Raw genomic sequence first — 25,196 nt, 5'->3', positions numbered from 1 at the left:
GTGAACGGCTCGTCGGCCGGCAGCGCGGGGGCGCCCGTACGCGGCACGGCCCGGTGCCGTACGGCGATCACGGCCACCGCGACGGCGAGCGCGCCGTGGGCGGCGTGGGCCACGCCGAACGACCGACCGGGGTCGAAGCGGAGGGCGGCACGGCCGGAGCCGTCGGCGTCCCCGAGGTGACTGTCGTCTCCGCCGTCCCCGATCAGCAGGGCGGCCGGGGTGCCGGCGTCGTCCGGGCCGTGGTCCAGCAGGGCCAGGATCTCGTCGCCGTCCTGCACGGCGTCGGACAGCCGTTTCAGGACCAGGACGACGGCCGCGTCACCGGCGGGCCGGTCGTCACCCAGCGCGCGCGACGCCGCCTCGTGCACCGGCTCGTGGGACAGGTCGACCGCGCCGGCGAGCACCGCGTCGGCCTCCCCGGCGCGCAGGGCCCGCGCGCCCAGCTCCAGGGCGACCAGGCCGGACGCCTGCTCGGCGCAGACGACGTGACCGGGGCCGCGCAGCCCCAGTTGGACGTTGATCCGGTTGGCCACCAGGTTGGGCATCGTGCCGGGCACGGTCTCCGGGACGACGGGCGCGCGGACCGCGTCCGGCCAGTCGGGTGTCGGGGCGGGCCCGCCGGTGCCGGTGTCCCAGCCGGGCGCGCGCCAGCGGGCGTGGCAGCGCGCGGCCTCCGGGTCCGGGCCCATGCCGAGCAGGACCATCGTCCGGTCGGCGGGCAGCCGGGTGCCGGCGGCGGCCTCGCGGGCCGCCTCCAGCGCGAGCACCTGCTGCGGCAGCGCCTCGGCGAGGTCGGCCGGTGGGAACCGCAGCCCGGCGAGGACGACCTCGATGGTGCGGCGGGGCCCGGCATCGGTCGCACCGGCCAGCACCGCCCGGCACAGATCCGGAAAACCGGCCCCGCCCCCGACCCGAGCCCCGACCGCGACGACGGCCACGGTCCCCTCCGGCGGCGCCGGCGGGGGGACGGACGCGGGGGTCGCGGCGACGGGTCCGGGAGGTGGAGGGGGTGGTGCGGGTGTGCCGGAGGGCCACGCGTCCACCACCACGTGTGCGTTGGCCCCGCCGAACCCGAACGCGCTGACCGCCGCCCGGCGCGCACCCGTCCACTCCTCGGCCTCCCGCAGCAGCCGCAGCGGCGTTCCGGCGAGGGCGTCCAGAGGCGCGTCCGCGTGCAGGGTGGGCGGCCGCACCCCGGCGTCGAGCGCGCCGAGGACCTTCAGCAGCCCGGCGCCGCCGGCCGCCGTCAGCGGGTGCCCCAGGTTGGACTTGACCGAGCCGATCGGCACGTCGGCCGCGCCGCCGAACACCTCGCGCAGCACCAGTGCCTCGGTGAGATCCCCGCCGGGCGTACCCGGCGCGTGGCACTCGACCAGCGAGACCGTCTCCGGCGCGACCCCCGCCGCGGCGTACGCGGCCCGCACGGCGCGCTCCTGCCCGGCGCGGTCCGGGGCCAGCAGACCACCGCCGGCACCGTCGTTGCTCAGCCCGATGCCCCGGATCACACCCAGCACCGGCAGGTCCCGGGCGAGCGCGTCGCGGAGCAGGACCAGCGCGAACAGGACGGCGCCCTCGGCGGGTACCAGCCCGTCCGCGTCCCGGTGGAAGGGACGGCTCCGCCCTGACCTGCTCATCGCGGTCAGCGCGCAGAACCCCTGATGGACGAAGAGGTTGTCGGCGGCGGCCACCGCACCGGCCAGCACCAGGTCGGCCTCGCCGTCCCGCAACCGGTCGCAGCCCAGCTTCACGGCGTACAGCGACGAGGCACAGGCGGCGTCCAGCGCGTAGCCGCCGGCGCCGAGACCGAGCGCGCGGGCGGCCAGGTGCGCGGGGAGCCCGCCGCCGAACCGGTTCCGCGGGTCCGGCCGGGACCCGGCACCGACGAGCCCGCCGGCCCCCGCGGGCCGGTCCTGGCCGGACAGCCAGACGTGTTCGGCGAACCGGGCCATGGCCGTGGTCGGGTAGGCCAGGTTGCCCAGGACCAGACCGGCGCGGCCGAGGTCGGCCGGGCCGCCCGCCTCGCGGAGCGCCTGCCGGCCGGCGTGCAGCACCCAGCGGAACACCCGGTCCAGCGAGGCGATCTCGGCCGGGGTCAGCGCGAACCCGGCCGGGTCGAACACCGCGTCGAAACCGCGGACGTACCCTCCGGTGTCGGTCCAGACCCGGTCCGGCTCACCGGGCGCCCCCAGCACCCGGGACGGCGGCACGCCCCACAGCCCGTCGGGCACGGCGGAGAGCGCGGACCGCCCGGCGACGACGTTGTCCCAGAACGTCCCCGGGTCGAGCGCACCGGGGAGCACGCAGCCGCGCCCGACGATCGCGACCGGTTCGAACGGGCCCATCCCCTCGCTCACCGACCCGTCGGCTCAGGGCGGCGGATCAGTTCCACGCCGAGGAGTTCGGCCAGCGGAGTGCCGTCGTCGGCCAGGACCGCCGCGTCGCACTCGGCGGACGCCCCGTCCGCCCGCCGCGCCGAGACGACGACGCGCGCCGCACCCCACTCCGCACCGCCCCGGTGGATCCGGCACTCCCGCAGCGACATCGGCAGCGCGGCCCCGGCACCGTCCCGCGCGGCCCAGGCGACGGCGAGCTGGAGCGCGCCGTCCAGCGCGGCGACGTCCACCGTCCAGGGCACGGCCCGCCACGGCTCGGCGGCGGCCGGGGCGCGGAGCACGGCCCGGCCGCCGGCGGCGGAGAGCCGTACCTCGTCCAGCACCCGGAACGCCGGACCGTGGAAGAGGACCCGCCCGTCGTACGGCTCCGGCAGCGGCTCGGCCTGTTCCGGGCCGTCCCAGGAGCCGGGGTACGGGGCCGGGGGCGGGCCGGTGACGACCACGGCACCGGCGTACGGCGTTCCCGCGGAGGTGAGTTCGACGGCGAGGCCGCCCGGCGACGAGGGCTCCGCCGGGTCCGGCCGGCCGCGCAGCAGCAGTGTCCGCTCCCGCTGTCCTGGCAGGTCGATCCGGCGCAGTACCCGCACGTCGCGCAGGACGACCGGGCCGCTCTCCGGCCGCCGGGACCGGGCCAGCCCGGTGAACCAGTGCACCAGGACGGCGACCGGGACGACCGCCGTCCCGTCGATCCGGTGGTCGTCGAGGAGCGCGTACGCGGGCCGCCCGACGGTCACCTCGGCGGTGGCGGTGGCGGTCGCGGTCGGTGTGGTCTCGGCGAGGCCCTCCCGCGGTGCCCCGGCGAGCACCGCCACCCGGGTGGGACCGTCCGCGTCGGCCAGTTCGGCCACGAACGCCCGCGCACCGGCGGCCGGTTCGATCAGCCCGATCCCGGCAGCGCGGAACCGCTCCGCGAGCGCCGGGGTGACCATGCCGCCGGCCCACGGCCCCCACGCCAGCGAACGGGTCAGACAGCCGGGGTGCCCGGCCGCGTACGCGGAGAGCAGGTGGTCGACGGCGGTGTTCGCCATCGCGTAGTCGGCCTGCCCGGGACTGCCGAACACCCCGGACACGGACGTGAACGCCACCAGCAGGGCGAGGGGATCGTCGGCGGTGGCGGCCAGCAGCGCGCGCACTCCGTCGACCTTGGTGGAGTACACCCGCGCGAACTGCTCGTCGGTCTTGTCCCCGAGCAGCCGGTCGGCGATCACTCCGGCGCCGTGCACCACCCCGGTGACCGGCCCCCACTCCCGCCGTACCTCCGCGAGCGCGGCCCGCAGCGCGGGTTCGTCGCGGGTGTCCACGGCCAGGTAGCGCGCCTGCGCACCGGTCTGCCGCAGTGCGTGGAGGGTCTGCCGGATCTCCCGTACGGCCAGTACCCGCCGTGCCTCGGCGGCCAGGTCGGCCGGTGTGCCGGGGCGGGGACCCGCGGCGAGCGACCGGACGAGCGACGCCTCGTCGTCGGCTCCGTCCGACCCGGGCGGTTCGTCGGTGAGTTCGGTACGGCCGAGGAGGAGGAGCTTCGGACGGTGGGCGGCGGCGAGCGCGCGGAGCGCCTCGGCGGTCACCCCGCGCGCGCCACCGGTGGCCACGATCACCGAGTCCGCGGTGACCCGGGGGAGGGACGGGCCGTGGGCGACGGGGCGGAGCAGCGGAACCACCCGGCCGCCGCCGGCGGGCAGGCCGACCGTGACCGCCGGTCCGCCGGCGGTCAGTTCGGCGGCGAGCGCGGCCGCGACCTCCCGGTCGTCGCGGCCGGTGCGCGCGCAGTCGATCGCCTTCACGGCGGCCGACGGCCACTCCAGGGCGGCGGTCCTGGCGAGGGCGGCCAGGCCGCCGCCGCCCGGGTGGTCACCGGCTCCGCCCAGCCCGAAGTCGCCGCCGGTGTCCTGCACGGTGACCAGGAGGCCGCCGTCCGCGCGCAGCCGCTCGGCCAGTCCCCGGACCACCGCGAAGGCGGCCGCCGGGTCGTCGCCCCGGTCCAGCAGGACGACCGACCGCGCGTCGTGCGGTACGCGGGCCACCACCCGGGCCGTCACGCCGTGCGCGGCGAGCGCCTCGACGAGCAGCGGACCCACCGGGGTCGCGTCGTCGAGGACGAGGACCTCCCGGTCGCGCAGACCGGCCAGGGCCAGCCCGGCCGGCGCCAGCGGCACGGCACGCACCGCCCGTCGGACCGGCTCCGGCGGATCGGCGGCGGACCGGGCCTCGGGGAGCACGGGAACGCCGGGGACGGTGGAAGTGTCCGGCGTCGCGGCCGGTGCCGTCGCCACGCCCGCCATCTCGGCCACCTTGACCGAGATCTCCCGCAGCGTCCGCAGGGAGGCCAGCTCGGACAGGTCGGCGGCGGGCAGCTCACCGACGCGCTGCCGGACCCGGGACAGCACTTCGACCTTCTTGATCGAGTCGATGCCCAGGTCGGCCTCCAGCTCCATGTCCAGGTCGATGATGTCCGCCGGGTATCCGGTCCGGTCGGCGACCACCTCGAGCAGGAGCGTGCCGATGGACTCGATGTCCGTCGGCAGGGCGGACACGCCGGGAAGGTCGTGGGCCGGCATGGGCATCGGCGCCGGTACCGGCGCGGACGCCGTGACCGGGCCGGCCTCCTCCTCGGGCGCCGGTGCGGGTGCCGGTACGGACACGATCCGCGGCGGCGGAGCCATCGCGACCGGCGCCGCGCCCCCAGCGGGAGCGGGAACGGGCGCCGGCGCCGATGCTTGCGCCGGCACGGAGACACCGGCCGCCCCGAGGAGCGCCTCCATAGATGCCTGCGCCGTACGCAGATACAGCTCGTGGTTCTCCGCGGTCACCCGCTGGTACGTGGCATGCGCCTCCGCGCTCTGCCGCTGCGCCTCGGCGAGCAGCGACAGCCACTCGGTGGGCGGAGGGACGGCCGCGGGCGCCGCGACCGGGGGACGCCCCTGGTCCGGCGCGGGCGCCGGTGTGGGCGTCGGCGCGGGCGCCGGCGTCGGCGTGCTCACGACGGGGGCCGCACCACTCGGCCGACCGGATGCCGCACCGTCCCCCGCCTCACGCTGGTTGCCCCCGTTGATCAGAACCGTCATCCGCGGCTTCCCTCCACCTTCTCCCGCACCCGTGTCGTCCCGCTGGGCCGACGGCCCGTGCCCGCCCCCCTCCCCCTCGCCCTCCCACAGCTCCGACAGGTTCATCGGCACCCCGCGCACCGCCGCTCGCCCCAGCCCGTCGTAGAAGGCGGCCAGCGCGTCGCGTCCGCGTCGGTCCAGGGCGATCGCCTCGTGCGGGCGGTCGCCGAGGACCGCGTCGGCCAGGCCGGTCAGGGTGGTGCCGGGGCCGACCTCCACGAAGGTGCGCACACCCGCCTCGTACATCGCCTCCACCACGTCCTGGAACCGCACGGGCGCGGTCAGCTGCGCGGCGACGCCGTCGCGTACGGCGGCCGGGTCTCGGCCGTACGGTGCCGCGTCGGCGCCCGCGTACACCTCGGGTCCCGGCGGACGGACCGCGACGTCGTCCAGGAAGCGGCGGAACGGTTCGGTGGCCGCGGCGACCGCCGGGCTGTGGAACGCGGCGGCGGCGTTGAGCCGGCGCGTCACCACCCCTTCTCCGGCGAACCGGTCCGCCACGGCGCCCAGCGCCTCCTCCGTGCCGGCCAGCACGACCTGCCGGGGCGCGTTGTGGTTGGCGACCCACACGCCGTCGACCTCGTCCGCCACCGGCCCGACCCGCTCCAGCGGCGCGTGCACCGCGAGCATCCCGCCGGGGGAGGTGGCCGCGTCCCGCATCAGCTCGCCCCGCCGACGGGCCAGCCGGACCAGCGTGGCCGCGTCGAAGCAGCCCGCCGCGTGCAGGGCGGTCAGTTCGCCGAAGCTGTGCCCGGCGACGCAGTCCGGCGTGAGGCCGAGCCGGCCAAGGACGGCCAGCAGGGCCAGACCGTGCGCGGCGAGCGCCGGTTGCGCGACCTCCGTGGCCGTCAGCGCGGCCTCCTGCGCGGCCCGCCCCTCGTCGTCGAAGGCGGGGGGCGGGAACACCTCCCGGTGTACGGGGAGGACCGCCGCCACGGCGTCCCAGGCGTCCCGGGCGGGCGCGTGGTGGACGGCGAGCGCGGCGCCCATGTCGACGTACTGCGCGCCCTGGCCGGGGAAGAGGAACGCGATCCGCCCGGGGTCGGCGGTGCCGGTGGCGAAGTGGGCCCGTGGCGCGGAGAACGGCTCACCGGCCGCGACCCGGTCCGCCAGTGCCTCAAGGCGCCCGGTCAGATCGGTGTCGTCGTCGGCCACCACGGCCAGCCGCGCCGCGTGCTCGGCCCGGAACGCCGCGTGGCTCTCCCGCGCGGTCGCCGCCAGCGGCCGGCCGGACCGGGGACGGCGGATCAGGTCGGCCAGTTCGCCGGGGGTGGCGGCGCTGAACAGCACCAGTTCGTGGCCGGCGGCCGGGGTGAGCCGGGCGGGCCGGCCGCCGCCGCCGGAAGGCACGTACTCCTCCAGCGTGACGTGGAAGTTGGTGCCGCCGAAGCCGAAGCTGGAGACCCCGGCGCGGCGCGGCACGTCACCGGCGCTGACCCACGGGCGGACCGCGGTGTTCAGGTAGAACGGGGAGTCGGGCAGGCCGAGGTCCGGGTTGGGGCGGGTCACCTTGATGGTGGGCGGCAGCACCCGGTGGCGCAGGGCGAGCACCGCCTTCAGCATCCCGGTGGCACCGGCGGCCGACTTGGTGTGCCCGAACTGCGACTTGGCCGATCCCAGCGCGCACCACTGCCGCTCGTCACCCGCGCCGTCCCGGAACACCTCGCGCAGCGCGGCGAACTCGGCGGCGTCCCCGGCCTTGGTGCCGGTGCCGTGCGCCTCGACCAGTCCGACGCCGCGGGGGCTGTAACCGGCCGCGTCGTACGCACGGCGCAGTGCCCGCTCCTGGCCGGTGGCGAGCGGTGCGTAGATGGCCTTGCTCCGGCCGTCCGCGGAGGCGCCCAGGCCGCGGATCACCGCGTGGATCCGGTCGCCGTCGCGTTCGGCGTCGGCCAGCCGCTTCAGGGCGAACATGACCACGGCCTCGCCGAGCATGGTGCCGTCGGCGTCGGCCGCGAACGGCCGGCAGTCCTCGGTGGGGGAGAGCGCCGGTGTCTTGGAGAAGCAGACGTACATGGTGATGTCGTTCATGACGTCCACGCCGCCGCACACCACCAGGTCGCAGCTGCCGAGGGCGAGTTCGCCCAGGGCGGTGGAGAGTGCGGCCAGCGACGAGGCGCAGGCGGCGTCGGTGACGTGGTTGACGCCGTGCAGGTCGAACCGGTTGGCGATCCGGCCGGCCACCACGTTGCCGAGGAGACCGGGGAACGTCGCCTCGGTCCAGGTCGGGAAGTTCGCGCTGATCCGGTCGCAGATCCGCTCGGCGCGGTCGGGGTCGATGCCGGAGGCGAGCAGTTCCCGCTTCCACACCGGCCGGGAGAGCCGGGCGGACACCTCGAAGCCCAGCGCCAGTCCGCTGCTGCCCAGTACGACGCCGACGCGCTCGCGCTGCCGTGCGCTCATGTCGCTGAGGCCGCAGTCGGCCAGCAGGTCGCCCGCCGCCATCATGGCCAGCAGTTGCGCGGTGTCGGTGGCGGGCAGGTCGCTCGGCGGGATGCCGTACGCCAGCGGGTCGAACGGGATCTCCGGCAGGAACGCGCCCCGCCGCACGTAGGTCTTGTCCGGGGCGAACGGGTCCGGGTCGTAGTGGTCCGCCGGGGACCAGCGCTCCGGCGGTACATCGGTCATCAGGTCGCGTCCGGCGAGCACGTTCCGCCAGAATCCGGCGACGTCGCGCGCTCCGGGGGTGTACGCGGCGAGGCCCACCACCGCCACCGGGACCTGGACACCTTCAGCAGTCATCTTCGCGGCACACTCCACAGGCGGTCAGACGAGTTCGCGGGGACGGAAGGTCAGGGCGGCGTCCGGCACGGGGACGCCGTGGGTGCGCAGTTGGTGGGCGCGGGTGAGCACGGCCGCGCCCTCCAGGAGGTTGAGTGCGATCTGGGTGACGGAGCACCGGGCGGGGTCGGCGAGCACACTGCCCCGGGCCCAGTCGTTGAACGCGCCGAGCGCGGGGCCCGCCCACAGCTGGTAGTCGGCGCGGCGCTCAGGGCGGCCCTCGATCGCCCAGCGGCTGGCGTTGCCGACGTACCAGCGGAACACCAGGGCCATGCGGTGGCGGGGGTCGCGTGCGGCGCGGGTGAGCTGGTCGGGGTCGCGCCGCTGCCAGAAGCGTTCGGTGTCGGCCCAGATCTCGTCGAGTCCGGCGCCGAACACCTCGCGCTCCAGCCGCTGCCGCAGCTCCGCGGGGATCTCCGCCAGTGAGCCGTAGCGCCGGTAGGTGTCGTAGAGCCGTCGGGAGCGGGCCGCGAAGAGGGTGTTCCTGGTCAGTACCTGGACCCGGACGCCCTGCTCGAACATGTCGGCGGCGGGGGCCATGGTCACGTCGGTGACGCCGGCGGCGGCGAGGAGTTCCCGGGCGTCCGCGGACACACCGGACTCCACGGCGAGCTGGTTGACCGAGCCGGTCATCACGTAGGCGGCGCCGAGGGCGAACGCGGCGGCCACCGCGGCGGGGGTGCCGAGACCGCCGGCGGCGCCGACCCGGACGGGCCGCCGGTAGCCGTAGGAGACGGCCAACCGGTCGCGCAGCGCGAGGAGTTCGGGGAGCACCACGGTGAGCGGGCGGTTGTCGGTGTGGCCGCCGCTGTCCGCCTCGACGGTGATGTCCTCGGCGACCGGAACCCGGCGGGCCAGCCGGCCCTGCTCGGCGGTGAGCCACCCGTCGCGGACCAGGGCGTCCAGCAGTGGGCCGGGGGCGGGGGACATGAACTTCTCCGCCACCTCGCGGCGGGACACCTTCGCGAACACGTGGGTGTCGCGGACCACCCGCCCGTCGGCGTCCTGCCGCAGTCCGGCGGCCGCGCAGCGGACCACGGCGGGGGTCAGGTCGAGGTAGGCGGAGGCGGAGATCCGGCGTACCCGGTGGCGCAGCAGCAGGTCGGCGACCTGCCACTCGGTGCGCGGCTCGGCGGGGGAGTGGATCAGGTTGACGCCCCAGTTGGGCGCGGTGCCCAGGGCCGCGGTCAGCTCCGTCACCGCCCGTTCCACCCGGTCGGGGGAGAGCCCGGCGGCGCCGAAGAACCCCAGCAGCCGGGCGCCGGCGAGCGCGGTCACCATCCGGGTGGTGGCGATGCCGCCGGCCATCTCCCCGGCCACGTAGGGGAACCGGGTGCCGTGCGCCTCGGCGAAGCCGCGGTCGCCGAGCCACTCCGGGTAGACCGGCGGGAGGAGCCCTACCAAGGGGTGGCCGCCGCCGGTGCCGAGCGACCCGCCCGTCGCCGTGCCGTGGCCGGCGGGGCCGCGCACGACGTACAGCGGCTCCCGGACACGGGCCGTGTGGGCGGTGACACCGGCCGGGTCGAACGCGGGGGCCTCGGTGCCGGGCCGCCAGCACACGGGGGGCACCCCGGTGTCCGGCCCGGACGTCTGGGGGACGAGGGTCATCGCGGGGCGGCCTCCGTTCGCGGCCGGAGCCCCGCGAGCAGGTACTCCACGCCCATGGGTGCGGCGACACCGGGCGGCCCGAGCCGGGCCCGCACCCGGGAGTCGTCGTAGCGGCGGCGCTGGCGCAGGTAGCAGAAGACGCCGCTGAGGAAGGAGAGGGCCGACTCCAGCGGTGTGGGGTCGGTCAGCTCCGGCACGATCTCCACCCGGGCGCCGCCGAGCCGCTCCAGCAGTTGGCGGAGCACGTCGACGGGGGTGTCCCGGCCGTGCACGACGTGGTACGTCTCCACGCCGTCGCCCGGTGGCACTTCGGCCAGCCGGGCCATCACGGCGGCGGCTTCCTCCACCGGCATCAGGTTGAGCTGTCCGTCCGGGCGGCCCGCGACGCGGAACCGGGAGGTGTCCCGGAGAACCGCCTCGGGTGTCCGGCCGGGTCCCAAGTACTCGTGGCGCAGGTCGGACAGTGTCCGCTGGATGTTCAGCAGGGGGTGTTCGGGGAGGTCCGGGTGGGGCGGCGACGCGGTGGTCAGCACGCTCGGCCGGAAGACGGCCACCGGCCGGCCGGTGGCCCCTGCCCAGGTGTGCACCAGCCGCTCCGCCTCGTACTTGGACCGCTCGTAGCTGCCCTCGAAGCCGTAGGCGTCGGTCAGTTCGTCCTCGTACACCACTCCGGCGCGGCGCGCTCCGGCCACGAAGGCGGTGGAGACGTGGAACACGGCGGGGAGCCGGCGGCCCGCCGCGGCGAGGCCGAGGATGTGCCGGGTGCCCTCGACGTTGACCCGGCGCAGGTGCGCCAGGTCCCCGTCGAGGGTGGTGTCACCGGCGCAGTGCCAGATGACGTCCAGCGAGTCGGCCAGTTCCCGGTAGGCGCTCCCGGACAGGGACAGGTCCTGTTCCGTGATCCGCGCCGGGACCACCTCGACGCGGGCCGGCAGGTCGGTGACGTCGGCGGCGATGACGCCGAGTGCCCGGGTGACGCGCTCCCGTACGCGGTCCGGTTCGCCGCGCGCCAGCACGGTGACCGACCGATGGCGGCGCAGCAGTTCGACAAGGAGTCGGAGCCCGAGAAATCCCGTCGCTCCGGTCAACGCCACCCGCACCGTTCCTCCCCTGCCTCGGTCCGCACGGTGGCCCCGTGAGGCGACCACTTTCTCGTGCGATGACAGGAAGTAAAGGAGAACAGGGGAGACATCACTGATTATGCTGATGCGCTGGCGAATGCGCTGACGAGTGCCGGTGTCGTTGCTACACGCGGCTTTCCGGCCGTCGTCACTCCCCGGCGGCCACCGCCAGCGCGGAGGCGTCGCGGATCCGGCAGTAGTGGGCGGTCATGGCGTCGCCGCTGCCCCGGTAGCGCCAGGGCAGCGCGTTCACATGGCCGTCCACGAGCCGGAACTGCTCGATCGCCGCCTCGTCCCGGTCCTGCAACGAGAGGTAGTACGCCAGCAGGTGGCGCAGCTCCGGCAGCCGCGGGTGGTCCGGGTCGGCCGCCGCGGCGTCCGCCAGTCCCGCGTCCACCCGCGCCACCATCTCGGGCGTGCGGTCGGCCTCGGCGTCGTCGGACTCGTCGTGCTCGAAGTGGGCGATCAGCGGCAGTACGGTCAGCAGGCTGCCCGGGGGTGCCTCGGCCGCGGCGCGCTCGGCGAACTCCATGGCCAGCCGCTCGGAGCCGCGCCACTTCGCGCACCAGTACTGGAGCGCCCACCAGTGCCCCTCGTAGTGGTGCGGGGCGCGCGCGGTCAGCTCCGCCCACACCTTGTCCAGCTCGGCGTGCGAGTAGCCGAGGCCGAGCGCCACGGACAGCTCCGTGACGTACGGTGTGGGGTCGTCGGGGCCGAGGGCCGCGGCTCGGGCGATCTCCTCGCGCGCGCCGCGCAGCACCCGGTGGAATCCGGCGAACTGCTCCTCCGTCGTGTACTTCGCCCGCTTCGCGCCGCGGATCCGTCCGGCGACGGAGACCGTGCTCGCGGCCCGCACCACGGCGGCGTCGGGATCGTCGGGGCGGGCGGCCTCCCAGGCGAGCAGCCAGGTGTCGTCGTCGGCCGCCAGCCCGGCGAGCTGCCCAGCGGCCAGGGACCGCCGGTCCCAGTCCCGGCCGATCTCCCGCAGCAGCCCGGCCGCCGCCTCCCAGTCGCCGTCGGCGACCCGGGCGAGCACCTCGTCCCGGCCCGCCGGGAGCGGACCGGCGTGCCGGGTGTCCTGCCGGTCGGCGGGGAGCAGGCCGAGCTTCAGCGCCGCCTCGGCGGCGGCGTTCTCGTCATGGGCCGGGGAGTCCTCGCTCGGGGAGAAGAACTCCTTGAGGAACACCCACGCCAGCCACCCGCCGATGAGCAGTGCGGGGACGGCGAGGACCACCAGGATCCACAGAAGTACGGTCATCGGGAAGCGTCCGTTTCGAGGTCGGGGGAGCCGGCCGGGGCGGCGGGCAGCAGGGCGCGCAGCGGGCCGGTGTCCGGATGGTCGGCGACGGCGGCGGCCACGGCGGGCCGGATCAGGTCACCGGCGCTCCGGCCGGGCTCCGGGTCCGGGTCCCCGGCACCGGCGACCAGCCGCGCGGAGGCCGCCTCGGCCCAGGAGAACTCCCAGCGCAGCCGGGCGTGCGCGCTCAGCTCGGCCAGCACCATCTGATGCAGCGACTCGGCCAGGGCCGGGCGCGCGAACTCCCTGAAGACCCGCCCCTGCGCGGCCGCCGCCTCCTCCGACAGCGGCAGCCGCCGCGCGAGCTGCCACAGCTGCCCGCCGTCGATGAGGCCGAGCAGCGCGGTGAGCGTCGGCCGCTCCGCGGTGTACGCGGCCAGTGCCCGGTGCAGCGGGGTGCCGGACGCCGAGAGCTGCGCCGCCATCGAGCCGCCCAGCAGCTCGGACCAGTCGGCCGCGCGCCGGAAGTCGCGCACCCGCTCCGCCAGGACCGCGTCCTCCAGGGCCGCCAGGGTCCGCGCGGGGTCGGTCAGCAGGTCCAGGGCGGCGCCCCGGCCCTCGTCGGTGCGGCCGTCCGCGGGCAGCTCCTCGATCCGCCGGACCCGGTCGGCGATCGGCGGGTGGGAGTCGTACGGGGAGAGGGCCTCCGTCGGCAGCTCGGCGCGCAGGCCGGCCAGTTCGAGCCGGCGGGCGTCCAGCATCCGGCCGAAACCGCCGAACACCTCGCCGCGCGGCGGCAGCAGCTCGACGTCGTCGCCCAGGCTGACGTAGGCCCGCAGGTAGAAGCCGAACGAGGCGTCCAGCACCGGGATCTCGCGCAGCGCCGACGCGGTGGCGTCCCGGCCGGCGATGCGGGCGGCCGCGGCGTCGGCGGCGTACTCCTGGCCGCGGGCCCCGGCCAGCGTGGCGCGGAAGAAGAACTTGGCGTACGCGGTGTAGATCCACGCCATCGCGCGGTAGGTGAGACCCACGTGCCGGGTGTCGACCTCGCTGGTCTTCTTTCCCTTCGCGGCAGCCTTGGTGTTCTTCTTCTCCTGTCGGGCGCGTTCCCGCGCCGCGGTCTTCCCGGCGCGCTCCTCGAAGTGCCCGATGGTGCGCAGGATCTGGGCCCGGCCGCGCACGACGAGCGCGCTGAGGCGGGTGTCGGCGTGCGAGTAGTGCCCCAGCTCGTGGGCGAGGACCGACCTCAACTGGGCCTGCGTCAAGCCCTGGAGGAGCGGGACGCCGAGGTGGAGACGGCGCGGGCCGGGCAGCAGACCGAGCAGCCGGGTGTCCTCGGCGACGGAGGCGTTGACCTCGGGCGTCAGCAGGATCCGGGACGGCGCCCGGGTGCCGATCAGGTCGGCCAGCTCCCGCACGGTGCGCCACAGTTCCGGCTCGTCGGCCTCCGTGACGGGCAGGCCGTCGGCCTCCTCAGCCTTCGGGGTGCGCAGCATGAACAGACCGCGGACCAGCGGGATCGCCAGCAGTACGGAGACGACGTACAGCTTCGCCGCGGCGCCGGAGGGGACGTACAGGTACAGCAGGAGGTCGAGGGCGGCGAGCACCGCCAGCAGCACCACGCCGAGCAGATGGAAACCGGCGAGCAGCAGGAGGGCGCGCAGCGCGCGCAGCATGGGGCCCATCGGGCAGAGTCCCCCCAGGGGATGAATGATCATGTGAGTGTGGGGGGAAGCGGAGTATCACCCACCGGGCCCTTGACGTGCAAGACGTGTCCATGGCAGGCGGGTCCGGCGGGGTGGCCGGTGGGCCCGCCCTGGGTTACCGTCGGCGTCCGTCACCGTACGAGCGGGGAGTGTCGGAAGTGATTCGTAAGCTGCAGGCGGTCGCGCTGGACTGCGCCGACCCGGTACGGCTCGCCGAGTTCTACGCGGAACTGCTCGGCGGCCGGGTGGTCGGCAGACCGGACGAGCCCGACTGGGTCGAGGTGCACGGCTTCGAGGGAACGCCGCTGGCCTGCCAGCGGGTGGACGGCTACCGGCCCCCTCAGTGGCCCGGTCAGGACCGTCCGCAACAGCTCCACCTGGACTTCGACGTGGACGACCTCGACGGCGAGGAGGCCAGGGCCCTCGCCCTCGGCGCGACCGTCCTGGAGCGCACGGACCAGCTGCGCCCGGAGGCCAACTGGCGGGTCTACGCGGACCCGGCCGGCCACCCGTTCTGCCTCTGCTTCCACTGACCCCGGCCGCCCGCCCGCGGTCAATTCGCTTGCCGCGGGCGGGAACGGTCGGATAGGAAGCCCGCATGCTGAGAGGCGACAGAGTCGGGCTGCGGGCCCGGCACGAGGACGACATACCGGTCCTGCGGGCCGAGCTCTTCAACGACGTGGTCAACGCCTCCCGGGCAGAGGGCGGACCCTGGCGGCCCGTCTCGCCGGACGCGAAGGACCCGCGGCTCGTGGTGGACGACAAGGAGCAGAAACACGTTCCGTTCTCCGTCGTGGAGCTGACCGGCGGAACCCTGATCGGCACCGCCAACCTGTGGGGCATCGACACCCACAACCGGTGCGCGCACATAGGGCTGGGTCTGCTGCCGTCGGCCCGCGGCCAGGGCTACGGCACCGACGCCGTCGCCACCCTGTGCCACTACGGCTTCGTCGTGCGCGGCCTGTGGCGGTTGCAGATCGAGACCCTGGCGGACAACACCGCGATGCTCCGCGCCGCCGAACACAACGGCTTCGTCCGCGAGGGCGTGCTGCGCTCCTCGGCGTGGGTGATGGGCGAGTACCTGGACGAGGTGCTGCTGGGTCTCCTCGCGCAGGAGTACAAGCGCGGCGCGGGAGCCTGAGGACGGGGCCCCGGCGGCAGAGCGCGGCAGCCGGGGCCCCGGCGGGTGTTCCGCGGTATGGATCACCCGCCCGACCGCTACAACGACGCACCACGCCGGGAGACACCCCGGAGACACCCGGAAGATCCCCGCGGGCTTCCGGAGGTGTCCGAGGACCCCCGCGGAGACCTGAAGGCAGCCCGGAGAGCAGTCGCGAAGACAGCCGCGAGAACAGTCGGCGGACACCGGAAGGCAGCCGTGTACACCAGTCACTCCCGCGTCCTCTTCGGCGCCGCGTACTACCACGAGTACCAGCCCGCGCCCCGCCTCGACGAGGACCTGGACCTGATGGCCCGCGCCGGGTTCACCGTCATCCGGGTCGGGGAGTCGGTCTGGTCCACCTGGGAGCCCGAGAACGGCCGCTTCGACCTGGAGTGGCCGCTGCCCGTCCTCGACGGCGCCCACGCCCGGGGCATCTCCGTCGTGCTCGGCACCCCCACCTACGCCGTACCGCCCTGGCTCGCCCGGCTGTACCCCGAGATCGCGGGCGAGGACGCCACAGGGCGGCGCGTCGGCTGGGGGCAGCGGCAGGAGGCCGACCACACCCACCCGGCGTTCCGCTTCCACGCCGAGCGGGTCGTCCGCGCCATCGCCGGCCGGTACGCCGCCCACCCCGCCGTCATCGGCTTCCAGGTCGACAACGAACCCGGCCTGCGCCTCCTCCACAACCACGGGGTCTTCCAGCGCTTCGTCGACTCCCTGCGGCAGCGCTACGGCGACGTCGACACCCTCAACCGCGAGTGGGGCCTCACCTACTGGTCGCACCGGCTCACCGACTGGGCCGACCTGTGGACCCCGGACGGCAACGCCCAGCCCCAGTACGACCTGGCCTGGCGCCGGTTCCAGGCGCGGCAGACCACGGAGTTCATCGCCTGGCAGGCGGCGCTGGTGCGCGAGTACGCCCGCCCCGGGCAGTACGTCACCACCTGCGTGGCCTACGACCGTCCCGCCGTCGCCGACGACGACGTGAGCCGCGCCCTGGACGTCACCGCCGGCAACGCCTACTACGCGATGCAGCGCGGCCTCCAGCTCCCGGCGCCCGCCCACACCCCGCAGAGCTGGACGACGACCGGCGTGTGGGCGCTCTACCACGCCGCGGACCGCATGTGGTCGTCCCGCCAGGCACCCTTCCTCGTCACCGAGACCGACGCGCAGGCCATCGGCGCTCCCTGGGCCAACCGGCCCGGCTACGACGGACAGTGGAAGCAGGCCGCCTGGGCGCTGGTGGCCCGCGGCGCCGACATGGTCGAGTACTGGCACTGGCACACCCTGCACTTCGGCGCGGAGACCCACTGGGGCGGCGTCCTGCCGCACAGCGGCCGGCCCGGACGGGTCTACCGGGAGATCGCCGAACTGGGCGCGCAGTTCGCGGCGGCCGGTGCCCTGGTGACCGGCGTACGGCCGCACCACGACGTCACCCTGCTGTACTCGCAGGACTCCAAGTGGTCGATGCAGGGCGCCCCGCCGCTGGCCCTGGCGGACGGCGGACCCGACCACGACTCCTACCGGACCGTGACCGGCGCCTTCTACCGGGGCGCCTTCGACGCCGGCGCGCAGGTCCGGCTGGTGCACACCGGGCAGGTCCCGGCCGACGGGGACGCCGCAGCGTTCGCGGCCGAGCACCCGGTGCTCGTGGCCGCCGCGCTGTACGTCGCCGACGACCCGCTCCTCGGGTTCCTGCGCCGCTACGCGCTGGCCGGCGGCCATCTGCTCCTCGGGCCCCGCACCGCCTGCGCCGACCCGGAGAACCGGGCCCGCCGGGAGGTGACGCCCGCCGGTCTCGCCGAGGTGGCGGGGGTCCACTACGACGAGTTCTCCAACCTGGACGGGGAACTGCCCGTCGACGGGCTGGGCGGCCCGCACGCCCGCGCCACCCGGTGGGCCGACGGACTGCTGCCCGCGGCGGGCACGGAGGTCCTGGCCCGCTACGCCGACCGGCACTTCTCCCGCTGGCCGGCCGTGACCACCCGTACCGCCGGGAAGGGACGGGTGACCGTGGTCGGCACCGTGCCCGGCCCCGCGCTCGCCGAGGCCGTGCTGCGCTACGCGCTGCCCGGATCGGACACCTCCTGGCGGGGGGAGTCGGAAACGGTGACGGCCACCTCGGCGACCGCCCGCGACGGCTCCGTCCTGCGCTTCCTCACCAACTGGTCCTTCGACCCCGCCGTGGTACGTCTCCCGGCCGCGGTGCGCGACGCGGTCACCGGAGAGCGGCTGCCGGCCGGGACGCGCCTGGAACTGGGCGCCTCGGACGTCCGCGTCCTCGTGGAGCGGTGACGCAGGCTCTCAGCCGGCACCCTCGCGGGCCGCGGTCCGCACGGCCAGCTCCGCCTCCGCCAGCCGGGCGACCGGCGCCGCGTCCCGCAGGCCTGGCACGCACACCACCCGCTCCGTCTCCAGCGCCGCGAGCGAGGCGTCGACGACCCGGTCCACCGGCATGCCGCCGTCCTCGTGCACCGCCTGCTCCCGCCCCGGGACCGGCGCCTCGCCGCGCGAACGGTGGAACTCCGTGGCGGTCAGCCCGGGGCAGAGCACCTGCACCCGCAGCGGGGAACCGGCCAGCTCCGCGGCGAGGGTGCGGGTGAACGTGACCACGTACCCCTTGGTGCCGCCGTACACCGCGCGCTCCGGCAGCGGACGCGGCGGCAGCCCGCCCGCGAAGGCCAGCTGCGAGGCCACGTTGACGAGGGTGCCGTGCCCGCGCTCCAGCATCCCCGGGACCACGGTCCGGGCGAGGGCGGTGACGGCGAGCACGTTGACGCTCACCACCTTGGCCAGGAGGGCGGGTTCGAGCGTGGCGAACGGACCGTAGCCGTTGATCCCCGCGTTGTTCAGCAGGAAGGCGATGTCGTCACCCGCCGCGCGCCGCGTCACCCGCTCCAGACCGTCCGGCTCCGACAGGTCCGCCACCAGCGTCTCCACCGACGTCGCCGTCCGCGCGCGCAGCCGCGCCGCGAGGTCATCGAGGCGCTCCGCCCTCCGCGCCACCAGGACGGTGTCCCAGCCAAGCCCGGCCAGCCGCCCGGCGTAGGCCGCGCCGATACCGGAGGAGGCGCCCGTCACCAGGGCCGTGCCCCGCCGGGTGCTCACTCGTCCCCGCCGATCCGCGCCAGGACGCACGTCGGGTCCCGCTCGGCGGCCACGTCGCTCAGCGTGACGATGCCGACGGGCTGCCCGTCGTCGACGACGGGCAGCCGCCGCAGCGCCTTGCCCCGCATCAGCTGGACGGCCCGGTCCATGTCGTCCTCGGGGGCCACGCACACCACGTCGGGGCTGCACGCCTCGGCGACCGGCCGCTCGGCGGCGTCGCCGTCGTCGGCGAGGATACGGACCGTCAGGTCGCGGTCGGTCACCAGTCCGCGCAGACGCCCGCCGTCCATCACCAGGACGGCGCCGACGTTCCTGTCACGCATGACACGGGCCACCTCCCGCACCGGGGTGTCGGGGGCGACGGTGACCGGACCCAGGGTCATCACCTCGCGTACCTGCGGAGCCATCTCATCTCTCCTTGCCGGGCAGTGACGGTGTGTTACACGGTCCCAGCGGACGTGAGAGTGAGGTACCACCTCAGGAGCGAATCGAACCCGGTTCCGCCCCTTTGCTCTCGCCGAGTCCGTGCCGTCTGGTGGGTCGGGGCACGGAGCACCTACCATGCGTGGAAAGCGCTTGCCGTCACCGTACGGACCGGACTCTGCCCGCCCCGGAAGTCGAGGAACCCGTGACCGAGCACAGCCCCGTGGACCAGAACCCGACCGCGCCGCTGCCCGCGTCGAGCACCCGGACCGCCGCAGGCCCCGGTGTGGTCGCGGCGTTCGCGCCCCCGCCCGCGGACCGGCCGCGGCGCCGGTACGCGGTCGCCGGCACCGGTCACCGCGCCGGGATGTACGTCGCCGCCCTCACCGGCGACCACGCCGACGTCGGCGAGATCGTCGCCTGGCTCGACCCCAACCCCGCCCGCGTCGACTACTACGACGCCCAGGTCGGGACCGCGCTCGGCCGGGGCGAACCCGCGGGACTGCCCCGGTACACCCCCGACGCCCTGGAGCGCATGATCGGCGAGCAGCGCGTCGACACGGTCGTCGTCACCAGCGTCGACCGCACCCACGCCGACCTGGTCGACCGCAGTCTGCGGGCCGGTGCCGACGTCGTCGTGGAGAAACCGCTGACCACCGACGCCGACGGCTGCCGGCGCATCACCCGGGCCGTCGCCGACACCGGCAACGACCTCGTGATGACCTTCAACTACCGCTACGCGCCCCGCAACTCGGCCCTGCGGCAGGTCATCGCCGACGGCGCGATCGGCCAGGTGACCGGCGTCCACTTCGAGTGGGTCCTGGACACCATGCACGGCGCGGACTACTTCCGCCGCTGGCACCGGGAGAAGTCCAACTCCGGCGGACTGCTGGTGCACAAGGCCAGTCACCACTTCGACCTCGTCAACTGGTGGCTCGACGACGTTCCCGAGCGGGTCTACGCCTCCGGCGGCCTGCGCTTCTACGGCGACGCCAACGCCGCCGCCCGCGGTCTGGGACCCCGCCCCGCGCGCGGCACCGGCGCGGGCGCCGACCCCTTCGCCCTCGACCTGCGCGACGACCCGCGCCTTGAGGCGCTCTACCTGCGCGCCGAGCGGCACGACGGTTACCTCCGCGACCAGGACCCGTTCGCGCCGGGTGTCACCATCGAGGACAACATGTCCGTCCTCGTCGACTACCGGCGCGGCGCCACCCTGTCCTACTCCCTCAACGCGCACGGCCCGTGGGAGGGTTACCGCGTCTCGGTCAACGGCACGCTCGGCCGGGCCGAACTCTCCGTCGTCGAACGCGGTCACATCCGCCTCGACGGCGACGGCAACATCGACCTCGACCCCTCGGCGAGCGCCGGGCCCGGGGCCGCCGACCCGGTCCGCCCCGCCGGTGACCGCCTCGTCCTCCAGCGGCACTGGGGGCGTGCCGAGGAGGTGGCGATCCCGGACGGCATCGGCGGCCACGGCGGCGGGGACGCCATCCTCCTGATGGACGTCTTCCGCCGCGACCTCCGCCTCCACGCCGACCCGCTGGGCCGCGCGGCGGGGCACCTCGACGGCGTGCGCGCCGTGGCGGTCGGCATCGCGGCCAACGAATCCCTCCGCACCGGCCACCCGGTCCGCGTGGCGGACCTCGCCCTCGGCACCCCGCTCACCGGCGACGACGCCCCGCGCACCGGGGCGGCCGCCCGGGTCTGAACGCCGCCGCCTACGAGACGCACGGTGCCAGGAAGGCGGACAGGCCGGAACGGGGCAGGTCCTCCAGCCTGTCCCAGCCCTCCTGCTCGCCGCCGGGGCGGGTGTACCGGCTGGCCGGTACCGGCTCGCGGCCGAGCCCGGACCCGCGCTCCCCGGGCAGGGCGACGATCTGGTGGTAGCCCTCTCCCCAGTACTGGTACAGGGCCAGGTCGGGGAAGTCGTCGTGGTCGTAGTCGGCGACGGCGACGCCGCTCGCCTCGAAGAGGGGGAAACGCTCCTCGCGGTCCGCGCGGCCGGCGGGGGAGACCGGCCCGAACCGCAGCCGCACCTCCGCGTTGCGTGGATCGTCCATCGGGGTGGAGGAAGGGGTGACGACGAGGACGAGATCGACGTGTCCGTCGTCGTCGAAGTCCGCGACAGCGGCGAGGACGTCGTGCCGGGCGGGGACACGGCCCGCCAGCTCCCGCGCGGTGACGGGCGTACCGTGTCCGTCCCCCGACCCGTCGCCGAACGAGACCGTCAGCCGCCGCCCGCTGCCCGAGGGGTCGGAGACCCGGTCGGCGCGACCGTCCCCGTCCACGTCCGTCGACTGGTCGCCCGTCGGGGTGACGCAGTCACCGCGCCCGCCGGCCGGACGCGTCGGGCTCCCGGCGGCGCCCCCGCCGGGGGCGCCGGCGGGGCCCCCGCCGCACGCGCAGAGCAGTGCCAGGGCCGCCCCCGCCGCGAGCACGCCGGTCCTTGCGTACGAGTACGTCATGCGGGGGAGACCGACACCGGGGACGGAACGTTGCCCCAAATCAGATTCCGGGCGACGGATACGTCGGGTACTCCACGCCGGACACGTGCTGCACGACCCGGATGACCTGGCACGAGTAGCCGAACTCGTTGTCGTACCAGAGGTAGAGGATGGCGTTGTCGCCCTCGACCTTCGTGGCACCGGCGTCCACGGTCGAGGCGTGACGGGAGCCGATGAAGTCGCTGGAGACGGCGTCGGGCGCCGTGGTGAAGTCGATCTGGCGCTTGAGCGGTGAGGTCAGTGACACCTCGCGCAGGTGCTCCAGGACGTCCTCGCGGGTGGTGGCGCGGGCCAGCCGGAGGTTGAGGATCGCGATCGACACGTCCGGGACCGGGACGCGGATCGAGGAACCGGTGATCCGTGCCTTCAGCTCCGGGAGGGCCTTGGCGACGGCGGAGGCGGCACCGGTCTCGGTGATCACCATGTTGAGCGGCGCCGACCGGCCCCGCCGCTCCGCCTTGTGGTAATTGTCCAGCAGGTTCTGGTCGTTGGTGAACGAGTGGACGGTCTCCACGTGCCCGCGTTCCACGCCGTACTGGTCGGCCATCGCCTTCAGCGGCGGCACGATCGCGTTGGTGGTGCAGGAGGCACAGGAGATGATCCGCTCGTCCGGCTTGACGGTGTCGTGGTTGACGCCGTGCACGATGTTCGGGACGTCGCCCTTGCCGGGCGCGGTCAGCACCACCTTGTCGATGCCGGGCCGCAGGTGTTTCGACAGGCCCTCGCGGTCCCGCCACCGCCCGGTGTTGTCGATGAGGATGGCGTCGCGGATGCCGTACGCCGTGTAGTCCACCGCCGTCGGGTCGTCGGAGTAGATCACCTTGATCGAATTGCCGTTGGCGACGATCGTGCTCTCCGCCTCGTCGACGGTGATCGTGCCCTGGAACTGGCCGTGGATGGAGTCGCGGCGCAGCAGCGAGGCCCGCTTCACCAGGTCGCCGCCGCCGCTGTCGCGGACGACGACGGCGCGCAGCCGCAGCCCGTTGCCGGACCCGGCCTTCTCGATGAGCAGCCGGGCCAGGAGCCGGCCGATGCGGCCGAAACCGTAGAGGACCACGTCGCGCGGCTCGCGGCGCTCGATCTTGTTCGCGCCCGTGGCCCCCGCCACCGCCTCGGCGGTGAACTCCGCCACCGACATCCCGCGGTCGTCGGCCTGGTAGCTCGCGGCGAGCATGCCGAGGTCGATCTGGGAGGGGCCGAGATCGAGCGTGGTCAGCGCGCGCAGAAACGGCCAGGTCTCGGTGACCGACAGCTCCGCGCCGGCGATCTGCCGGGCGAAGCGGTGCGTCTTGAGGATGCTGACCACCGACTTGTTCACCAGGGAGCGGCTGTGCAGCAGGACCGTGACGTCCCGCTCCCGGTGCAGCCTCCCGATCATCGGGATCATCGATTCCGCGATCTCCTCGCGGTTCTTCCAGTCGGTGAACGAGTCGTCGTTGACAGTCACAGTTCCATCTTCCGAGCTAGGCGGCGCTCATATGGTGCGCTCATATGTTAGCCCTTCCCGATGGATGAGCGATCAACGGGTCGGTGATCACACGGCCAGCCAGGCCAGCGCACCCACCGTCAGCGCCCGCATCCCGGTCTCCAGCGTCGGCTGCGGCGTCGGCGCGAACCGCGGACTGTGGTTGGACGGGATGTCCTGGCGCACCGTGCCCCGCTCCGCGGCCTGCGCGTACGTCTCCGGCGCGACGGAGCCGATGCCCCAGTAGGTGTACGGCACCCCGAACGCGTCCGGGATCTCGCTCATGTCCTCGCTCGCCGTCTGCAACTCGACCGTGTGCAGATCGTCGCCGAAGTGGGCGGCGAAGGCACGGGTCACGGTGTCCGTCGTCGCCTCGTCGTTGACCGTCGGCGGGAACGACCGCAGGTGCTCGATCTCCGGGTCCTTCGGCGCGCCGGACGCCTGCGCCTCGGCGCGCACGATCCGCTCGATCGCGGCGAGCACCTCCGTCCGCACGCCCTCGTCGTAGGTACGCACGTTCAGCTGGAGGACGGCGTGGTCGGGGATGATGTTCGGCCCCGTACCGGCCTGGACACTGCCCACGGTGACGACCACGGGCGTGGTGGCTCCCGTCTCCCGCGACACCACCGTCTGGAGCCGGATCACGCACATCGCCGCCATGACCACGGGGTCGACACCGGTCTGCGGGGCCGAGCCGTGCGCGCCCTGTCCGTGCAGGGTGACCCGGAGGTTGTCGGCGGCGGAGAGGAAGGAGCCCGCCCGGGTGCCGACCCACCCCGCCGGGTAGGGCAGCACGTGCTGGGCGAGGACGACGTCCGGCCGGGGCACACGGTCGGTCAGCCCGTCGTCGAGCATCGCGCGGGCACCGTCGCCGTTCTCCTCCGAAGGCTGGAAGAGCACGACCAGCGTGCCCTGCCAGGTGCCGTCGGGCGCCGACGCCATCAGCCGCGCGAAACCGACCATGCAGGCCACGTGCACGTCGTGTCCGCAGGCGTGCATGACCGGCCGCTCGTTGCCGTCCTGGTCCGTCGCCGTGACCGCCGACGCGTACGGCAGACCCGTCGCCTCCCGCACCGGCAGAGCGTCCATGTCCGCGCGCAGCAGCACCGTGGGCCCGGTGCCCCGCGTCAGCACCCCTGTCACGCCGGTCCCGCCCACCCCCTCGGTCACCTCGTAGCCGCAGCCCCGCAGCGCCTCGGCGGCCTTCCCCGCCGTACGGTGCTCCTGGAAGCCGAGTTCGGGGTGGGAGTGGAGATCCCGGTACAGCTCCTCCACGTCGGACCGGACGCCGTCCAGCCCGGACAGCACGGCGCTCGCCGCCGCCTCGACGTAGCTCATGGTCGTGCCTCTCTCTCGCCCGCGCGCGACGATCACTCGCGCGCCGCCAGCGAAACACCCCGGCCGACCTGCTGCAACCGGCCTAGACCGGAGTCCCGGGCGCCGGGCCGCTGCTGCGGCGCTCGACCAGCTCCGCCGGGGCCGGGGCGGGCGCCCGCCCCGGCCCCGGCGCGCCGTCGATCCGGTCCAGCAGCAGCCGCAGCGCGCGCGTGCCCAGGTCGGCGAAGTCGGTCCGTACGGTCGTCAGCGGCGGCAGGAAGTGCGCCGCCTCCGGGATATCGTCGTACCCGACCACACTGACGTCACCGGGGACCGCGCGCCCGGCCTCGTGCAGTGCGTGCAGCACCCCCAGCGCCATCTGGTCGTTGGAGACGAACACCGCGGTCACCTCGGGGCGCCGCGCCAGCCGCCGCCCCAGCTCGTACCCGGAGTCGGCGCTCCAGTCGCCGGCGAGCGGCTCGGGCACCTCGGCCCCGGCCGCTCCGAGCGCCGCCCGCCACGCGGCGAGCCGCAGATCGGCGGAGGTCCAGCCGGCCGGACCCGCGAGGTGGTGGACGGTGCGGTGCCCGAGGCCCAGCAGATGGTCCGTGGCCTTGCGCGCCCCGCTGCCGGAGTCGCCGACGACCCCCGAGCCGCCCTCGCCGGGAACGTCGTCCAGCACCACCAGCGGCGTCGGCAGACCGGCCTGCGCGAGGGCCCGGCCCACCCACCGCTGCGGCGCGATGGCGACCACCCCGTCCGCGCCCTCGGCGGACAGCCGGTCCACGGCCTGGACCACCGTCTCCCGGTCGGCGGTGTCCAGGGCGATGGAACTGACCAGGTAACCGGCCTTCTGCGCCGCCGTGTCGACCGCGGTGAGGATCGCCGCGGGCCCGTAGCGCGCCGCGTCGAAGGAGATGACGCCGAGCATCCTCGTCCGCCCGCTGGCCAGCGACCGCGCGCTGCGGCTCGGCCGGTACCCCAGCTCCCGCATCGCCGCCCGCACCGCCTCCCGGGTCTCGGGCCGCACGGCCGGATGCTCGTTGAGCACCCGGGAGACCGTCTGCTTGGAGACCCCGGCCCGGCGCGCCACGTCGTCCATCACGGGCCGCGCCCCCGCGAAGGCGCGTCGGCTGCGCCGCGCGGGTCCGTCGGGCGCGCTCGGGCTCATGGCGGTCGATTCCTCGGCGGGGTGCGGGTGCGGGTGCGGGCGGCGGGACGAGGGGCGGTGCGCTCCGGGTGAGGCGGGGCGGGCGGTAGGGGTGCCCGT

General features: G+C 75.1%; 16 protein-coding genes. 4 read left to right on the top strand and 12 right to left on the bottom strand.

Annotation, left to right across the window (positions count from 1 at the left end; all coding sequences use genetic code 11):
- The 6 genes from UW392_RS37100 to UW392_RS37075 all read right to left on the bottom strand — a co-directional run.
- Positions 1–2,342: beta-ketoacyl synthase N-terminal-like domain-containing protein (locus UW392_RS37100; protein ID WP_320779622.1), on the bottom strand; the 2,342-nt coding region annotated here is incomplete at its 3' end.
- An 8-nt stretch (positions 2,343–2,350) separates the two neighbouring features.
- Positions 2,351–8,236 (bottom strand): SDR family NAD(P)-dependent oxidoreductase, encoded by a 5,886-nt coding sequence (locus tag UW392_RS37095; RefSeq protein ID WP_320779621.1) that lies wholly within the window; start codon positions 8,234–8,236, stop codon positions 2,351–2,353.
- Positions 8,237–8,260: 24 nt separating this feature from the next.
- A complete protein-coding gene (locus UW392_RS37090; RefSeq protein WP_320779620.1) occupies positions 8,261–9,883 on the bottom strand; it encodes a PfaD family polyunsaturated fatty acid/polyketide biosynthesis protein in 1,623 nt (540 codons plus the stop codon).
- The gene (locus UW392_RS37085; RefSeq protein ID WP_320779619.1) at positions 9,880–10,977 is read right to left on the bottom strand and encodes an SDR family oxidoreductase; all 1,098 of its coding nucleotides are present in this window, start codon (positions 10,975–10,977) and stop codon (positions 9,880–9,882) included. The genes UW392_RS37090 and UW392_RS37085 overlap by 4 nt, the downstream gene beginning before the upstream one ends.
- A gap of 175 nt (positions 10,978–11,152) precedes the next feature.
- Positions 11,153–12,262, bottom strand: coding sequence for a hypothetical protein (locus tag UW392_RS37080; protein ID WP_320779618.1), 1,110 nt, complete (start codon positions 12,260–12,262; stop codon positions 11,153–11,155).
- Positions 12,259–13,926, bottom strand: a complete 1,668-nt coding sequence (locus UW392_RS37075) for a M48 family metallopeptidase (protein WP_320779626.1) — start codon at positions 13,924–13,926, stop codon at positions 12,259–12,261. The genes UW392_RS37080 and UW392_RS37075 overlap by 4 nt, the downstream gene beginning before the upstream one ends.
- 179 nt (positions 13,927–14,105) lie before the next feature.
- Here UW392_RS37075 and UW392_RS37070 point away from each other — a divergent pair, with 179 nt between their 5' ends.
- The 3 genes from UW392_RS37070 to UW392_RS37060 all read left to right on the top strand — a co-directional run bounded on the left by UW392_RS37070 (position 14,106) and on the right by UW392_RS37060 (position 17,404).
- Positions 14,106–14,480, top strand: a complete 375-nt coding sequence (locus UW392_RS37070) for a VOC family protein (RefSeq protein WP_320779617.1) — start codon at positions 14,106–14,108, stop codon at positions 14,478–14,480.
- Positions 14,481–14,545: 65 nt separating this feature from the next.
- Positions 14,546–15,088, top strand: coding sequence for a GNAT family protein (locus UW392_RS37065; RefSeq protein ID WP_320779616.1), 543 nt, complete (start codon positions 14,546–14,548; stop codon positions 15,086–15,088).
- Positions 15,089–15,325: 237 nt separating this feature from the next.
- Positions 15,326–17,404, top strand: coding sequence for a beta-galactosidase (locus tag UW392_RS37060; protein ID WP_320779615.1), 2,079 nt, complete (start codon positions 15,326–15,328; stop codon positions 17,402–17,404).
- Between the two features lie 9 nt (positions 17,405–17,413).
- Here the strand turns inward: UW392_RS37060 and UW392_RS37055 are convergent, their stop codons facing one another.
- Together UW392_RS37055 and UW392_RS37050 are read right to left on the bottom strand one after the other, a co-directional pair.
- Positions 17,414–18,217, bottom strand: coding sequence for an SDR family NAD(P)-dependent oxidoreductase (locus UW392_RS37055; protein WP_320779614.1), 804 nt, complete (start codon positions 18,215–18,217; stop codon positions 17,414–17,416).
- Positions 18,214–18,624: a CBS domain-containing protein gene (locus UW392_RS37050; RefSeq protein ID WP_320779613.1), complete on the bottom strand. Its 411-nt coding sequence runs from the start codon at positions 18,622–18,624 to the stop codon at positions 18,214–18,216. The genes UW392_RS37055 and UW392_RS37050 overlap by 4 nt, the downstream gene beginning before the upstream one ends.
- Before the next feature lie 221 nt (positions 18,625–18,845).
- Between UW392_RS37050 and UW392_RS37045 the strand changes: the two genes are divergently transcribed.
- Entirely contained in the window at positions 18,846–20,348 is a 1,503-nt protein-coding gene (locus UW392_RS37045) for a Gfo/Idh/MocA family oxidoreductase (RefSeq protein ID WP_320779612.1), read from the top strand.
- 10 nt (positions 20,349–20,358) lie between these two features.
- On the opposite strand, the gene UW392_RS37040 is transcribed toward UW392_RS37045, so the two are convergent.
- The 4 genes from UW392_RS37040 to UW392_RS37025 form a co-directional block, all read right to left on the bottom strand.
- Positions 20,359–21,105: a VCBS repeat-containing protein gene (locus UW392_RS37040; RefSeq protein WP_320779611.1), complete on the bottom strand. Its 747-nt coding sequence runs from the start codon at positions 21,103–21,105 to the stop codon at positions 20,359–20,361.
- A 40-nt stretch (positions 21,106–21,145) separates the two neighbouring features.
- Positions 21,146–22,591: a glyceraldehyde-3-phosphate dehydrogenase gene (locus tag UW392_RS37035; RefSeq protein ID WP_320779610.1), complete on the bottom strand. Its 1,446-nt coding sequence runs from the start codon at positions 22,589–22,591 to the stop codon at positions 21,146–21,148.
- Positions 22,592–22,678: 87 nt separating this feature from the next.
- Positions 22,679–23,947 carry an amidohydrolase gene (locus UW392_RS37030; RefSeq protein ID WP_320779609.1) on the bottom strand — a complete coding sequence of 423 codons (1,269 nt, stop codon included), beginning with the start codon at positions 23,945–23,947 and terminating at the stop codon, positions 22,679–22,681.
- Positions 23,948–24,029: 82 nt separating this feature from the next.
- Positions 24,030–25,097, bottom strand: coding sequence for a LacI family DNA-binding transcriptional regulator (locus tag UW392_RS37025; protein WP_320779608.1), 1,068 nt, complete (start codon positions 25,095–25,097; stop codon positions 24,030–24,032).
- Positions 25,098–25,196 lie beyond the last annotated feature (99 nt).

The organism is Streptomyces sp. CRN 30 (assembly GCF_034105845.1).
The sequence above is the reverse complement of the archived record's forward strand: the minus strand, read 5'-3'. Positions and strand labels throughout refer to the sequence as shown.